The organism is Streptomyces niphimycinicus (assembly GCF_018883605.1).
In the GTDB taxonomy this organism is placed as follows: domain Bacteria; phylum Actinomycetota; class Actinomycetes; order Streptomycetales; family Streptomycetaceae; genus Streptomyces; species Streptomyces niphimycinicus.
In genome coordinates this window covers 1-14,368 of sequence record NZ_JAHLEM010000216.1, presented here as the reverse complement: position 1 = coordinate 14,368, position 14,368 = coordinate 1, and the positions used below count along the sequence as shown (strand labels likewise).

The following is a 14,368-nucleotide window of genomic DNA, read 5'->3' as shown; positions in this document are numbered from 1 at the left end:
GGGGGCGTCGGCGCCGGAGGCCGCGGCGGCGGTCGAGAAGGCCCCGCCGGCGCCCGAGAGGGCGCCGAGGACGAGGAGTGCGGACAGTCCGGCACGGACAACGGGCTTCCGTCTCATGGAAGTTCCCCTTCTGTTCGGCGGGTGAGAGCGCTTTCACGCCTCGATCGCGCCGAGCCTAGCGAGCCAGGGGGGAAAGTCCAGACCAAGACCGTGATCGGTCACACTCGGAACGGATACCCGCGCGGACTCACGGGGCGTCGTCCGGATTCCAGTTGAGCAGCCGCACCTGGGCGACGGTGCGGACATGGCGGCGCATGGCCGCGGCGGCGGCCTTGGGGCGGCGCTCGGCGATGGCGTCCAGGATGCTCTGGTGCTGACCGAGCGACCGCCTGGGACGGCCGGGCTGACGCAGCGACTCCTCGCGGCTCTCGGCGATCTGGTCGGCGATGGAGCGCATGAACTCGCCGAGCAGCGGGCTGTGCGCGGCCGCGGTGACGGCGGCGTGGAAGCGGCGGTCGCCCTCGATGCCGTGGCGCCCGGACTCGATCTCGTCCTCCATCCAGATCAGGGCCTGCTGGAGGGCCATGAGGTCGTCGTCGGTGCGGCGCTCGGCGGCGAGTTCGGCCAGCTTGGTCTCCAGCGCCTCACGGGCGTCGAGCACATCGGGCAGCCTGCGGCGGCGCTCGACCAGCCGCTCGACGGGCTCGGTGTCGAGGCTGTCGCGCAGCAGGCGCATACCGCCGCCCTGGCGCACCTCGACGAGCCCCTGCACCTCGAGGACGACGATGGCCTGTTTGACGGAGGCGCGGCTGATCCCGAGGCGCTGGGCCAGTTCGCGCTCGGTCGGCAGCCGGTCGCCCGCGCGCAGCCCGCCCTCCTCGACGTAGGCGCGCAGCCTCTCCAGCACCTGCTCGTACAGACGCTGACGGTTCATCGGTCGCAGCGCGTCCCCGGCCATACGGGCTCCCCCCATCGCGGTTTGTGATGGCCCCGATTCGCAGCGTAGCACCGGGTGGAGGGCTGGTGCGGTGGTCTGACGGACCGGTGGAGCATTGGTCAACTGGCTGAGCCAATCTGCCACCGATGTCTTGACTGCCGAACTGCCCGGCCCCCAACGTGAGTCAGCCAGCAGGCCACTTGGCCCGACCGTCCCCGGTCCGCCGGCCGGGTCCCCGTGACGGGAGCGCGCGATGTCCGACGAATTGATCTCGATACTCGTGCTGGTGGTGGTCTTCGTCATCGCCACCACTCGTTCGATCAACATGGGCGCCCTGTCCTTCGCCGCCGCCTTCGGCGTGGGCGAGCTGGTCGCCGACTTCAGCGCGGACCATATCTTCGCCGGGTTCCCGGGCGATCTGTTCGTGGTGCTGGTGGGGGTGACGTATCTGTTCGCCCTCGCCCGGGCGAACGGCACCACCGACTGGCTGGTACACGCCGCGATCCGGCTGGTGGGCGGGCGGGTCGCGCTGATCCCCTGGGTGATGTTCGCGATCAGCGGGCTGCTGACCGCGATCGGGGCGGTGAGCCCGGCGGCGGTCGCGATCGTCGCCCCGCTCGCGCTCTCCTTCGCCGCGCGGTACCACATCAGCCCGCTGCTGATGGGCGCCATGGTGGTGCACGGCGCCCAGGGCGGCGGCTTCTCCCCGATCAGCATCTACGGTTCGATCGTCAACGGCATCGTGGACCGGGAGAAGCTGCCCGGCAACGAGGTCACGCTGTTTCTCGCGAGCCTGGTGGTCAACCTGATCATCGCCGCCGTCGTCTTCGTCGTCTGCGGCGGGCTGAAGCTCCCCAGGACCGCCGTCGCCGCAGGGCAGGCGCGGGAGGACGGCGCCGGGGAAGCTCCGGTCGACGCGGAGGGCCGGCTCACCCCGGCCCGTATCGCCACGCTGAGCGCGCTGGTGGTGCTGGTGGTCGCGGTGCTCGCCTTCGATCTGGACGCCGGGCTCACCTCGATCACCCTCGCCGTGGCCCTGAGCGTCTTCTGGCCGGACCACGGCAAGAAGGCCGTCAACGAGGTCACCTGGCCCACTGTGCTGCTGATCTGCGGTGTGCTCACCTATGTCGGGGTGCTGGACGAGATGGGCACCATCGACTACGCGGGCAAGGCGGTCGGCGACATCGGGATTCCGCTGCTCGCCGCCCTGTTGCTCTGCTACATCGGCGCGATCGTCTCCGCCTTCGCCTCCTCGGTGGGAATCATGGGCGCGCTGATCCCGCTGGCCGTCCCCTTCCTGGCCCAGGGCGACATCGGCGCGGTGGGGATGATCGCGGCCCTCGCGGTGTCGGCGACCGTCGTCGATGTCAGCCCCTTCTCGACCAACGGGGCGCTGGTGCTGGCCAACGCGCCGGATGTGGACCGGGACCGGTTCTTCCGGCAACTGATGGTCTACGGCGGGATCATGGTGGTAGCGGTGCCCCCGGTCGTCTGGCTGGCGTTGGTGGTCCCCGGCCTCGGCTGAGCGGGCCGAAGGGAACTCCCACCCGGAGCTCAGCCCGCGAGCTCACCCCGCGAGTTCAGCGCGCGGGTTCAGCCCGCGAGTTCAGCGCGCGGGTTCAGCGCGCGGGCTAAGCACACGGGTCAAGCGCGCGCGTTCAGCCCGCGGGCTCAGCCGGGCGGCAGCGGAACCCAGCGGGATTCGCCCGGGGCGACGGTCAGCGAGCGGTCGGCGAGCCGCACCTCGATCGGGGACTCCTCCGAGTCCGGCACGCTGATCCACAGCCTCCCGGCCCGCACCCGCAGGGCGACGCCCCAGTGGCCGCGATAGCGCACCGAGAACCGGTACTCCGACAGCCCGGACAGCTCGGGCAGCGGCACCGGGTCCAGCCACAGCGCGTCCTCGCGGGTCTCCAGCCCGGTCAGGCCGCGCTGCACCAGATCGAGGGTGCCGCCCATGGCGCCGAGGTGGATGCCCTCGCCGGTGGTGCCGCCCTGGACGTCCGCCACGTCACCGAGCAGTGCCTCCTGGAAGTGCCGCCACGCCTCGGCCCGGCGCGCCCGCACCAGCACCCAGCCGTGCACCAGCTCGCTGAGGGTCGAGCCATGGCTGGTCCGGGGCAGGTAGTACGCCACGGTGGCCTGCCAGACGTCGTCGTCCAGGACGTAGCCGAGCCGCCGGAAGAGGCCCGACAGTTCGGCGGGGGCGAAGAGGTAACCGAGCATCAGCGCGTCGGCCTGTTTGGAGACCTGGTAGCGGTTGACGGAGTCACCCTCGGACTCCAGGATCCGGTCCAGCCGGCGGATGTCGCCGTAGCGGGCGCGATAGCCGTCCCAGTCGAGTTCGGCCAGCTCCCCGTAGCCCTCGAACTGGCCGATGACGCCCCGGTGGAAGGGGACCAGCAGCCGCCGTGAGACGTCCTCCCAGCGCTCCGGCTCCGCGCGGTCCAGGCCCACCCGCTCGAACAGCTCGCGGCGGCGCGGCTCGGGCAGGGTACGGGCCAGCTCCAGGGCCCGGTCGAGCACCCAGGCGGCGGTGACGTTGGTGTACGCGTTGTCGTCGATCCCGGGGCGGTCGGTGCCGGGATAGCCGTCGTGATACTCGTCGGGCCCGACCACCCCGCGGATGCGGTACCGCCCGTGGTCCGGATCCATGACGGCGGTGTCCGCCCAGAAGCGGGCGATCTGCACCAGCATCTCGGCGCCCTTGGTGTACAGGAAGTCGGTGTCGCCGCTGGCCTGGCAGTACTGCCACACGTTGTACGCCACGGCCGAGCCCACATGGTGCTGGAGCCGGGAGTGGTCCGGCAGCCAGCGGCCGGAGCGCGGGTTCAGATGCAGCGTCTGGGTCTCCTCACGGCCGTCGCCGCCGCTCTGCCACGGGTACATCGCCCCGGCCCGCCCGGCGTCCGCGGCGGCGCGGCACGCCTGGGGCAGCCGCCGGTGGCGGTAGTGCAGCAGGGCCCGGGACACCTCGGGGAAGTGCAGGTTCAGATACGACAGCACGAACAGCTCGTCCCAGAAGACATGGCCGCGGTACGCCTCGCCATGGAGGCCGCGGGCCGGGACGCCCACGTCCAGTTCCGCGGTGTGCGGCGAGAGCGTCTGGAGGATGTGGAACAGATGCAGCCGCAGGATGTGGCCCGCCTCGCCGGGGACCTCCAGCGCCGCTTCGCGCCACAGGTGTTCCCAGGCGGTGTGATGGGAGGCCAGCAGCTTCCCGAACTCCGGCGCCCGGGCCACTCCGTCGAGGGCGGCCTGGGTCGGATCGCTCATCGCGGGGTCCTTGGAGGTGTACACCGCCACGGTCTTCTCGACGATGACCGGGGCGTCCGGCCCGACCGGCACGGCCAGGGTGCGCACCGCCGCGCTCTCGGTGAGCCGCTGCCCGCTGCCGGTGGGCGCGCCGCGGACGGCCCGGGTGCGCGCGGCCATGGCCACCCGTACCTCGGAGGTGGTGGTGCGGCAGCTCAGCCATACGGTCTCGGGGCTCGCGGCGCCGGTGCGCCGGTCGACGAGATGGCGGCCGGAGAGCGCGGCGTAGCGGGCCACGCCGGTGTTGGCCACGGCACCGTCGAGCCCCGACTCCAGCTCGACGCTGCCGGACCAGCCCTCGGCCCGGAAGGTGATGCGCATCGCCGCCAGGTGCGGATCGCCCATGTGGACGAGCCGCTCCTGGTCGACGTGGAGCACCCGGCCGTGCCGGTCGGTGTACCGCAGCCGCCGCAGGAGGGTGCCGTGCCGGAGGTCGAGGGTCTGCCGGTAGCCGGTCAGCTCGTCCCCGTCGGGTGTGAGCCAGCCGCCGGTGCCGACGGGCCGGTCCGGGTCGTGGACGCGGTAGCGCAGCGGCAGCCAGTTCGGCAGGTTGACCAGGTCCTCGTTCTGGACCCGCCGTCCGCCGACCACCGAGGTCAGCCGGTTGTAGCAGCCCGCCACATAGGTGCCCGGGTAGTGCGTCTCATCGGCCGCCGCCTCGCAGGCCGCGCCCCGGGTGGCGAGATAGCCGTTGCCGAGCGTGCACAGCGACTCGCGCAGCCGCTCCTCGCCGGGCTCATAGCCCTCGTACTCCCACACCCAGTCCGCCACGGCCGCTCACCGGCTCTCCTCCCTCGACACCCCCATTGTCGTCCGGGCCGCGGGACTTCACCGGCTGCGCCGCGCCCCCGCGCGGCGGTCGCTCAGCAGATCTTGTAGTCGACCCGGCTGCTGTTGTACGAGCAGGTGTCGACCGTGGAGCCGCCGGTCTTGCGGAGGGTGGCCTTGTCGGCGTCGTTGTTCCAGACGTACGCCCGGCGGTCCTGGTACTTGGTGGCCGAGGTGTCCGAGCCGGAGCCGGTCCGCACGGTCACGGTCTTGCCCGCGCCGAGGGTGTAGCTCGGGAAGGTGTACTTGTGGTTGCTCGCGTCGACGAGCACCCAGCCCTTGAGGCTGACCCCGCGTGAGGTGGAGTTCTTGATCTGGACGTACTCGCCGTTGAGGCTGGAGTTGCTCCGGTTGTCCGTGCCGGGCGAGTCGTAGTAGATCTTGGAAAGGTGTACGGAGCCCGCGGCACCGGCGGGCGTCGCCGGGTACAGCAGGGCGATCGCGCAGCCGGCGGCGAGTGCCGCGCCGATGCGGGCGGTGTATGCGGACATGAGGTCCCCCCTTGCGTGGTGCGTGGTGAAGCAGTGGTAACGCAGGACGGACGGGCGGCCGCGCCCGAAGATGGTTTGGAGTCAGCGAGCTGACTCCTTCGGCGCGGCCGTCCGTCCGTCTTCCCCCCACCTGTGTGGAGGACCAGACTGGACCACGGCTGAACGCGGCGGCAGGGCTGCGCGGCCCTTGCTCCAGGGCCGTATGGCCCTAGCGCGGATCCGATCCGTGCTGCCCTGGCGCGGATCGGATCCGCGGCTCTGTCCGGCGGGGGCGCCGGGGGTGAGGCGCGGTCAGCGGCCGAACTGCGCGCCCCCGTTGATGTGCAGGACCTGCCCGGTGACATACGCGGCCTCCGGGGAGGCCAGATAGCGGATGGCGGCCGCGATCTCGACGGGCGTCCCGGGCTGTCCGGTGAGCGTCTGCCCGATCTGCTGGGCGATGAACTCGGGCGTACCGCGGTCGCCGAAGAACTCGGTGTCCTCGACATAGCCGGGGGCCACCGCGTTGGCGGTGACGCCCTCCGGGCCGAGCCGCTTGGCCAGCTCGAAGGTGTAGGTGTGCAGCGCGGCCTTGGTGCCGCCGTACGATCCGGGGCCGCGCAGCGCCGCGACCGAGGACAGATGGACGATCCGGCCGCCGGGCCGGGTGAGGTGGGGCAGCAGCGCCTCGGTGAGCAGTACGGCGGTCAGCACGTTGGCCGCGAAGTTCCGCTGGTACTGGTCGGCGATGCCTTCGAGGGTGCCGTCGTTGGAGGCCGCGACATTGCCTCCGGCGTTGGTGACGACGACGTCCACCCCGCCGTCCGCCGCGATGGACTCGGCGGCGCGCCGGGTCTGCCCGGGGTCGCTGAGGTCCGCACTGGTCCAGGTGACCAGGTCGGGGCCGTAGGCGGCGTTGAGCTTGTCCGCCGCCGTGCGCAGCACCTCGGCGCGGCGCCCGAGGATGACCACCCGGTCCCCTTCGGCGGCGAAGGTCTCCGCGGCCGCCAGTCCTATGCCGGTACCGCCGCCCGACACCACGATCCGTCGCCCCATCACGGGCCTCCTCCGTGCAGCTTATTGAATTCCAGTCACATCTATGAACCGCACGCTAGGGAGAAAGCGCACTCCCGTCAAGGCTCAGTACCCAACAGGCAAGCTGTTGCCTTGCGTTCACTATTGACAGGTTCTGTTGGGGATGGCGCAATGGCGGCGCCCCACTTGTCCCAGCAGCAGCCTCAGTAGCTGTTCCAGCAAGGAGGACATGTGCGTTTTCGTTCATCTTTCGCCAGATCCGTGGTCGCGACCGTGGCCTTGGCGCTTGGCGCGCTCGGTCTGCTGACCGGTCCAGGTCCGGCCGCGGCCGACACCCGCTCCGACGACTCCCCGGTCGTCCACGGCCTCCGCGGCGACTACTACCTCCAGTCCGCCTCGGGGGCCTTCGACTTCCACGAGCTGAAGGCCACCAGCCTCGACACCGCCCTGGACTTCGACAATCTGGAGCCGCGGCTGCAAGCCACCACCGGACGGTCCGACGACGTCAGCGTCCGCTGGACCGGCCAGATCACACCGGAGCGCTCCGGTGCGCACACCTTCTCGATCACCGGCGACAACGGCTTCCGGCTGTGGATCGACGGCAAACCGGTCATCGACCACTGGGTGGACGACTGGGACAAGGAGCAGACCTCCCAGCCCGTCGAGCTCACCGCGGGCAAGGCGTACGACATCAAGGTCGAGTACTTCGAGCACTACGGCGGCTCCAACCTCCATCTGTCCTGGACCCCGCCGGGCGCGGCCAAGGCGCCCGTGCCCGCCTCCGCCTTCCGGCTGCCCGCCGACTTCGCCTACGACGGCCCCCTGGCCAGCGCCGTCCAGCCCGACGGCCGCACCCTGCTGCTGGACTTCGCCCAGCCCCTGACCACTCCCCCGGCCAATCTGACGTCACATCTGACCGCCGTCATCGGCGGCGCGGCCTGGCCGCTCGGGCGCGCCCGGCTGGACGCCTCCGATCCGTCCAAGCTGCTGCTCGCCCTGAAGGAGCCGGTGGTCGGCCGCGGCGGCGAGGCCGTTGTGCGCTATGACGGCGAGGGCGGCCTGGAGGACGGCGACGGCGCCATCGAGCCGTATGTGTCCTTCGGCGGCAACACCTCGACGTATCAGCTCAGCACCCCCTGGGCCAAGGACGTCGGCCCGGACAACGCCCACCCCGAGTACCCGCGCCCCCAGCTCACCCGTGATCAGTGGCGCAACCTCAACGGCGACTGGCAGTTCGCCGCCGCGAAGAAGGGGGAGAAGCCGCCCGTCGGGCAGCGGCTCAAGGAGCGGATCCTGGTGCCGTACCCGGTGGAGTCCAAGCTCTCCGGTGTGGAGCGCCATGAGGACCGCATGTGGTACCGGCGGACGTTCACCGTGCCGGCCGACTGGAAGGTGGGCGACGCGAAACGGCTGCGGCTGAACTTCGACGCCGTCGACTGGCAGGCCGAGATCTACGTCAACGGCACCCGGGTGGCCGACCACCGCGGCGGCTACGACCGGTTCAGCGCCGATGTCACCGACGCCCTGCGGCCGGGCCGCACCCAGGAGCTGATCGTCGGCGTCTACGACCCGACGGACGCGGCCGACGGCGAGAACCCGCCGATGGGCAAGCAGCGCCTCGACCCCAGCGGCATCTTCTACACCCCCTCCTCCGGCATCTGGCAGACCGTCTGGATGGAGCCGGTCGCCACCGACCATGTGGACACGCTCAAGCTGACCCCGGACGTCCCCGGCCAGGCCCTCACCGCCGAGGTCCGCGGGGTGCGGGACGGCGTCCCGGTCACCGCGACCGCCTACGACGGACGGCGCGTGGTCGGCACCGCCACCGGGCGCACCGGGAAGCCGCTGACCGTCCCCGTGCCCTCGCCGCATCTGTGGTCCCCCGACGATCCGCATCTGTACCAGCTCAAGGTCACGGTCGGCCGGGGCGCCTCGGCGGACCGGGTGGAGAGCTACTTCGGCATGCGGAGCATCGCCGTCAAGGAGGTGGACGGCAAGCGGCGCACGGTGCTCAACGGAAAGCCGATCTTCTCCATGGCCACCCTCGACCAGGGGTTCTGGCCGGACGGCCTGCACACCGCGCCGACCGACGAGGCCCTCGCGTACGACCTGAAGATGCACAAGCGTATGGGCTTCAACTCGGTGCGCAAGCACATCAAGGTCGAGCCCGACCGCTGGTACTACTGGGCCGACCGGCTGGGCCTGATGGTGTGGCAGGACATGCCCGCCATGAACACGGTCACCCCGTCGGAGAAGGCGCAGGCGCAGTACGAGCACGAGATGAAGCGGATGATCGACCAGCACATCAGCAGTCCGTCGATCGCCATCTGGGTCACCTTCAACGAGAGCTGGGGCCAGTACGGCGGCCCGAAGGTGCCCGAGCTCGCCAAGGGCTGGGACCCCACCCGGCTCATCGACGGCGCCAGCGGCTGGAACGACACCGGCAACGGCGACCTCGCCGATATCCACGCCTATCCGGGACCGGGCGATCCGCGCCCCGACGCCTCACGGGCGGGCGTCACCGGTGAGTACGGCGGCCTGGGCCTGGCCATACCGGGCCATGCCTGGCCGGTGCAGCACACCTATGTCGGCGTCGACAAGGACCAGTACACCGAGGAGTATCTGAAGCTGCTGGACAAGGTGCGCGAGCGGGTGGCGTGCAACGGCAGCAGCGGAGCCGTCTACACCCAGATCACGGATGTGGAGGGCGAGCTCAACGGGCTGCTCACCTATGACCGCAAGGAGATCAAGCCCGATGTGGAGCGGCTGCGCCGGGCCCATCAGGCGCTGATCCGCGACGCGGCGGACCCGGCGTCCATGGAGTGCACCACCTAGGCACACGGCTCGGCCATGGTGATGACCCGTTCCGGGGCGTGACGGCCCCGGGGCGGGTCATTCCGTCGCCAGCGCCTCGATGGCGGCGATCGTACGGTCCACCACCACGTCGTACAGCCTGCTCTGGGCCCGCGGCAGCCGCGACAGCAGCGGAGCGACCGCTTCCCTCTCCTCCTGGGGGTAGCGGGCCAGCGCCTCGCTCAGTGCGTCCAGCTTGCGGGCGGAGACGGGGCCGCGGTGAGTCTCGTAGACCGCGTGGCCGATGACGGTGGAGCCGATGAGGGTCACCGCGAGCGCCAGATCGTCCTCGGTCAGCCGCAGGGGGCGCAGCATCCGGGTCAGGGTCACCAGGGAGGAGATCCGGGCGGGCTGCTGGGTGGCGGCCATATAGGGGAGCAACTGACGGTGGGGCAGCAGATAGTCGCGGCTGCTGTGCATCCAGGAGCGCAGCCGCTCCTGCCAGGTCTCCCCCGGCGGGTCCTTGTGCTGGGTCTCGGCCAGGACCCGGTCGGCCACGGCCTGGAGGAGATCGTCGCGGTCGGGGAAGTAGCGGTAGAGCGCCATGGGGGCGGAACCGACCGCCTCGGCGACCTTCTTGACGGTGAGCGCGACCTCCGGCTCGCGGAGCGCCAGCTCCGCGGCGCTGCGGACGATCTGCTCGCGCGACAGGCGGGGCGGGCGCCCACGTCCCCTGCGGACGGTCCCCTCCGCGGTCCCGGCCATCCGGTGTCCTTTCGCTCGCCCCCGTCGTGCCAGGCCCCAAGGCTACGCAAGTCGACTCGGGTGCCGCTCGTGGCCGTCCGGCGCGCGGCGTGGCCACCGAGCCGACGGGCGAGCGCGGCGGCTATATTTGACGTACCAGTTACACAAATTTATGCGACACTGCTGCCGCACCTGACGTGGATCGGCCGCGCCCCGACGAAGGACCACCGTGACTTCCTTACCTCCGACCCCCGATGCCTCCGAAGCGGCGACGACCGCCCACCCGCCGCGCTCCGGACCGGTGGTCGCCGTCCTGGCGTTCGGCGGAATCGTCGTCTCCCTGATGCAGACCCTCGTCGTGCCGCTGATCCCCGATCTCCCGGGACTGCTGCACACCTCGGCCTCGGACGCCTCCTGGGCGATCACCGCCACCCTGCTCGCCGGCGCCGTGGCCACCCCCGTACTGGGGCGGCTCGGCGATATGTACGGCAAGCGGCGGACGCTGCTGCTCAGCCTGACGATGCTGGTGGTCGGATCGGTGGTGTGCGCGCTCTCCGACGCCCTCGCGCCCATGATCGTCGGCCGTGCGCTCCAGGGCTTCTCCGCGGGCGTGATCCCGCTGGGCATCAGCATCATGCGGGACGAGCTGCCCGCCGAACGGCTCGGCTCGGCGATGGCCCTGATGAGTTCCTCGCTCGGCGTCGGCGGTGCCCTCGGTCTGCCCGGCGCCGCGGCGCTGGCCGAACACGCCGACTGGCATGTGCTGTTCTGGGTCTCGGCGAGCCTGGGCGTGGTGGTGATCGCGCTGGTGCTGGCGCTCGTACCGGAGTCCCCGGTGCGCGGCGGCGGGCGGTTCGACCTGGTGGGCGCCATCGGGCTGTCGGCCGGGCTGCTCTGTCTGCTGCTGGCCATCTCCAAGGGCGCCGACTGGGGCTGGGGCAGCGCGACCACCATCGGGCTGTTCGGCGGCGCGGTGGTCGTGCTGCTGCTGTGGAGCCGGTGGGAGCTGCGGGTGACCGGGCCGCTGGTGGATCTGCGCACCACCGTCCGGCGTCAGGTGCTGCTCACCAATCTGGCCTCCATCGTCATCGGCTTCGCGATGTTCGGGATGTCGCTGGTGCTGCCGCAACTGCTTCAGATGCCCGAGGCGACGGGGTACGGGCTGGGCCAGTCGATGATGACCGCCGGTCTGTGCCTGGGCCCGTCCGGTCTGGTGATGATGGCCATCTCACCGCTGTCGGCGCGGATCACGGCCACCCGGGGCCCCAAGGTGTCGCTGATGCTCGGCTCGGGGGTGATCGCCGTCGGGTACGGCATGGGCGTCTTCCTGATGGACGCCGCCTGGCAGGTCGTGATCATCTCGTGTGTGATCGGCGCCGGGATCGGCCTCGCGTACTCGGCCATGCCCGCGCTGATCATGTCGGCGGTGCCGGTGTCCGAGACGGGCGCGGCCAACGGCCTCAACACCCTGATGCGGTCCATCGGCACCTCGACCGCCAGTGCCGTGGTGGGCGTCGTCCTCGCCCATATGACTACCGCGTTCGGGCCCGCCGAGGTCCCGTCCCTGAACGGCTTCCGCACCGCCTTCGTGATCGGCGGCGGCGCCGCGCTGGTGGCGCTCGCGGTCGCCTCGCTGCTGCCGGGCCGCGGTCCGGACCGGCTCACGGCGCCCTCGGAGCGGTCCGGCACACCGCAGCCGGTGGCGGGCCGCTGACCCAGGGCCGACGACAGCCGCCCGTATCCCCCTTCCGTCACGCGGGCGGGGGATACGGGCGGCTTTGTCGTGGCGGGGGCGCATACGGGCCATCATGTGGACAGCGGTTGACGGAACGGGCCCGTGCGGGGCTGAATGATGCGGGTGAGGACTGAGCTGCCCCTGGTCACACGCGACCACATCGACTTCGGTCGGGTGTGGTCCGCCTCCTGTTCCGGCTGACCCGGCAGCGGGCCGTCCCACCGGCCGCCCTCCACTGATCTCGGACTCTTCCGATCCCAGGGCCCCGGTCTGCCATTTCCGCGGCTGACGCGCCATCACCCCGCAAACCGCCGTGTTCCGGTTCCGGGGCGCTTCTCCCCCGTCTCTCCATGTCTCCGCTTCCCGAAAGGTCACCCCATGTCCGTGGAGTTCCTCGGCACCGCCGCCACCGACGACGGCTCGCAGCCCGGTCCGCGCTCCGGCGCGCCCTTCGCGGCCGAACCCCCGCCCCGGCTGACGGTGGCCCGGGTGACGGTGGACGATCCGCGGGTCGAGCCGCTGCTGGCCGAGCTGGCGTACGAGTACTCCACCCGTTACGGCAGGTCGGCCGATCGTGAGCTGAACCGCTATCCGGCCGAGGAGTTCGCCCCGCCGCACGGGGAGCTGCTTCTGCTGCTGGCGGGCGGTGAGCCGGTCGCCGGGGGTGCGTACCGACGGTATGACGAGCGGACGGCGGAGCTCAAGCGGATCTGGACGCATTCGGGCCATCGGCGGCGCGGGCTGGCCCGCCGGGTGGTGGCGGAGTTGGAGCGGTCGGCCGCCGAACGCGGCTACCGCCGGGTCTACCTCACCACCGGGCCCCGCCAGCCGGAGGCGCGCGGGCTGTATCTGGCCACCGGCTACACCCCGCTGTTCGATATCTCGGCCGACCCGGAGACCATCGGCCCGCTGCCCTTCGAAAAGGCGCTGTAGGCCCGGCGGAGCCCCGTCCACCGACACCGTCCGTCCGCCTGTCCGTCCGCCCACTCGGCCGCTCCGGGCGGACGGACACATTCCCCCGTTTACGGTTGACCGTTCTGTGTCAACTGTTGCTGAACGCCCGCACGTGCGGTTTTAGGATGCGGTAATTCTGCCGCGACCCGACCGTCCGAAGGCACACCATGACCAAAGTCCCGAACGTCGATGCACTACCCGAGCCAACCGTGCTCAACCGCGCGAAGCGACGGCGTCCCGGACTTCTGGTGACCAATGCGATCGTGCTGGTACTGGCCGCGATGGCGGTCACCACGATATTCACCAACCCTCGTTTCGAGTGGAACACCGTCGCGAAATACTTCTTTGAAATCCGGGTACTGAAGGGCATCGGGGTCAGCATTGGAATGACCGCGGCGACCATGGCGATCTCGCTGGTTACCGGCACCCTGGTCGCTCTTATGCGGATGGCCGACTCCCGGCTTATGTCCACGGTCGCGGCGGCGTTCATCTGGGTTTTCCGCAGCATTCCCATGCTGGTGCAACTGCTGTTCTGGTACAACCTCGCCGCACTGTTTCCGACACTGTCCCTCGGCATTCCCTGGGGGCCGCGTCTCATCACCTTCGACTCGAACGACGTCATCGGTCCGCTGACCGCCGCGATCATCGGCCTGACCCTCCATGAGACCGCGTACATCGCGGAGTTGATCCGTTCGGGGCTGCTCGCGGTGCCCGAGGGACAGCATCAGGCGGCGTCCGCGCTGGGGTTGACGCCGACTCAGATCTTCTTCCGTATCACCCTCCCCCAGGCGCTGCGGGTCATCGTCCCACCGATGGGAAATGAGCTGATATCTCTCCTCAAGGCCACCTCCCTCGTCAGCGTGATCACCCTGGCCGACCTGCTCTACTCGGTCCAGCTCATTTACGCCAAGAACTTCCAGACCGTTCCGCTGTTGATCGTGGCCGCCATTTGGTACATGATCATCACTGGCGTCATCACTCTTCTACAGCAGCGCCTGGAGCGACGGCTGGGACGGCACACCCTGATTTCGGCCGACAAGGCCGGGAAAGTGAAGAGGATCGAGCACTCGGTATGACCGTGGCATCGGAAAAGCAATCGCAGGCGGTCGTCTCCCTGCGTGGGATCCGTAAGTCGTTCCGTGGCGCCGAGGTGTTGCACGGCATCTCCCTGGATATCCACCGAGGTGAGACGGTCTGTCTGATCGGTCCCTCCGGATCCGGAAAGAGCACGCTGCTGCGCTGCGTCAATCACCTCGAGGTGCCGGACCAGGGCGTGGTGGTGGTCGACGGCAGCGTCATCGGCTATCAGTTGCGCGGCCGCACCCTGCATGAGCTGGGCCCCCGGGAGCTGGCCGCCCAGCGCTCGGCGATGGGCATGGTGTTCCAGAGCTTCAATCTGTTCCCGCATCTGACCGCCCGCGAGAACATCGTGGAGGCCCCGCGCCGGGTGCTCGGGCTCTCCAAGTCCCAAGCCGACAAGCGGGCCGTGGAGCTGATGACCCGGGTCGGGCTCGCCCACAAGCTGGACAGCTTCCCGGACAAGCTCTCCGGCGGCCA

General features: G+C 70.4%; 11 protein-coding genes. 6 read left to right on the top strand and 5 right to left on the bottom strand.

Annotation, left to right across the window (positions count from 1 at the left end):
* Positions 1-247 precede the first annotated feature (247 nt).
* Positions 248-958 carry a FadR/GntR family transcriptional regulator gene (locus tag KN815_RS20145; protein WP_216343337.1) on the bottom strand — a complete coding sequence of 237 codons (711 nt, stop codon included), beginning with the start codon at positions 956-958 and terminating at the stop codon, positions 248-250.
* A gap of 232 nt (positions 959-1,190) precedes the next feature.
* Here KN815_RS20145 and KN815_RS20140 point away from each other — a divergent pair, with 232 nt between their 5' ends.
* Positions 1,191-2,462 (top strand): SLC13 family permease, encoded by a 1,272-nt coding sequence (locus KN815_RS20140; protein WP_216343336.1) that lies wholly within the window; start codon positions 1,191-1,193, stop codon positions 2,460-2,462.
* 146 nt (positions 2,463-2,608) lie between these two features.
* Here the strand turns inward: KN815_RS20140 and KN815_RS20135 are convergent, their stop codons facing one another.
* The 3 genes from KN815_RS20135 to KN815_RS20125 all read right to left on the bottom strand — a co-directional run bounded on the left by KN815_RS20135 (position 2,609) and on the right by KN815_RS20125 (position 6,606).
* The gene (locus KN815_RS20135; protein WP_216343335.1) at positions 2,609-5,023 is read right to left on the bottom strand and encodes a glycoside hydrolase family 65 protein; all 2,415 of its coding nucleotides are present in this window, start codon (positions 5,021-5,023) and stop codon (positions 2,609-2,611) included.
* A gap of 92 nt (positions 5,024-5,115) precedes the next feature.
* Positions 5,116-5,571 (bottom strand): lamin tail domain-containing protein, encoded by a 456-nt coding sequence (locus KN815_RS20130; RefSeq protein ID WP_216343334.1) that lies wholly within the window; start codon positions 5,569-5,571, stop codon positions 5,116-5,118.
* A 291-nt stretch (positions 5,572-5,862) separates the two neighbouring features.
* Positions 5,863-6,606: an SDR family NAD(P)-dependent oxidoreductase gene (locus KN815_RS20125; RefSeq protein WP_216343333.1), complete on the bottom strand. Its 744-nt coding sequence runs from the start codon at positions 6,604-6,606 to the stop codon at positions 5,863-5,865.
* A 252-nt stretch (positions 6,607-6,858) separates the two neighbouring features.
* Here KN815_RS20125 and KN815_RS20120 point away from each other — a divergent pair, with 252 nt between their 5' ends.
* Positions 6,859-9,420 carry a PA14 domain-containing protein gene (locus KN815_RS20120; protein ID WP_253209111.1) on the top strand — a complete coding sequence of 854 codons (2,562 nt, stop codon included), beginning with the start codon at positions 6,859-6,861 and terminating at the stop codon, positions 9,418-9,420.
* A gap of 57 nt (positions 9,421-9,477) precedes the next feature.
* Here the strand turns inward: KN815_RS20120 and KN815_RS20115 are convergent, their stop codons facing one another.
* Positions 9,478-10,143, bottom strand: a complete 666-nt coding sequence (locus KN815_RS20115; RefSeq protein ID WP_216343331.1) for a TetR/AcrR family transcriptional regulator — start codon at positions 10,141-10,143, stop codon at positions 9,478-9,480.
* Between the two features lie 208 nt (positions 10,144-10,351).
* Here KN815_RS20115 and KN815_RS20110 point away from each other — a divergent pair, with 208 nt between their 5' ends.
* The 4 genes from KN815_RS20110 to KN815_RS20095 all read left to right on the top strand — a co-directional run.
* A complete protein-coding gene (locus KN815_RS20110) occupies positions 10,352-11,836 on the top strand; it encodes an MFS transporter (RefSeq protein ID WP_216343330.1) in 1,485 nt (494 codons plus the stop codon).
* Between the two features lie 399 nt (positions 11,837-12,235).
* Positions 12,236-12,790, top strand: coding sequence for a GNAT family N-acetyltransferase (locus tag KN815_RS20105; RefSeq protein ID WP_253209110.1), 555 nt, complete (start codon positions 12,236-12,238; stop codon positions 12,788-12,790).
* Positions 12,791-12,978: 188 nt separating this feature from the next.
* The gene (locus KN815_RS20100; protein WP_216343329.1) at positions 12,979-13,887 is read left to right on the top strand and encodes an amino acid ABC transporter permease; all 909 of its coding nucleotides are present in this window, start codon (positions 12,979-12,981) and stop codon (positions 13,885-13,887) included.
* The coding region (locus KN815_RS20095; RefSeq protein WP_216343328.1) for an ATP-binding cassette domain-containing protein at positions 13,884-14,368 on the top strand (485 nt) is incomplete at its 3' end. The genes KN815_RS20100 and KN815_RS20095, both read left to right, overlap by 4 nt.

Excerpts from the sequence above, each read along its gene's own strand:
- KN815_RS20145 (WP_216343337.1), bottom strand. The coding sequence starts at position 958 with ATGGCCGGGGACGCGCTGCGACCGATGAACCGTCAGCGTCTGTACGAG.
- KN815_RS20140 (WP_216343336.1), top strand. The coding sequence starts at position 1,191 with ATGTCCGACGAATTGATCTCGATACTCGTGCTGGTGGTGGTCTTCGTC.
- KN815_RS20130 (WP_216343334.1), bottom strand. The coding sequence starts at position 5,571 with ATGTCCGCATACACCGCCCGCATCGGCGCGGCACTCGCCGCCGGCTGC.
- KN815_RS20125 (WP_216343333.1), bottom strand. The coding sequence starts at position 6,606 with ATGGGGCGACGGATCGTGGTGTCGGGCGGCGGTACCGGCATAGGACTG.
- KN815_RS20115 (WP_216343331.1), bottom strand. The coding sequence starts at position 10,143 with ATGGCCGGGACCGCGGAGGGGACCGTCCGCAGGGGACGTGGGCGCCCG.
- KN815_RS20105 (WP_253209110.1), top strand. The coding sequence starts at position 12,236 with ATGTCCGTGGAGTTCCTCGGCACCGCCGCCACCGACGACGGCTCGCAG.
- KN815_RS20100 (WP_216343329.1), top strand. The coding sequence starts at position 12,979 with ATGACCAAAGTCCCGAACGTCGATGCACTACCCGAGCCAACCGTGCTC.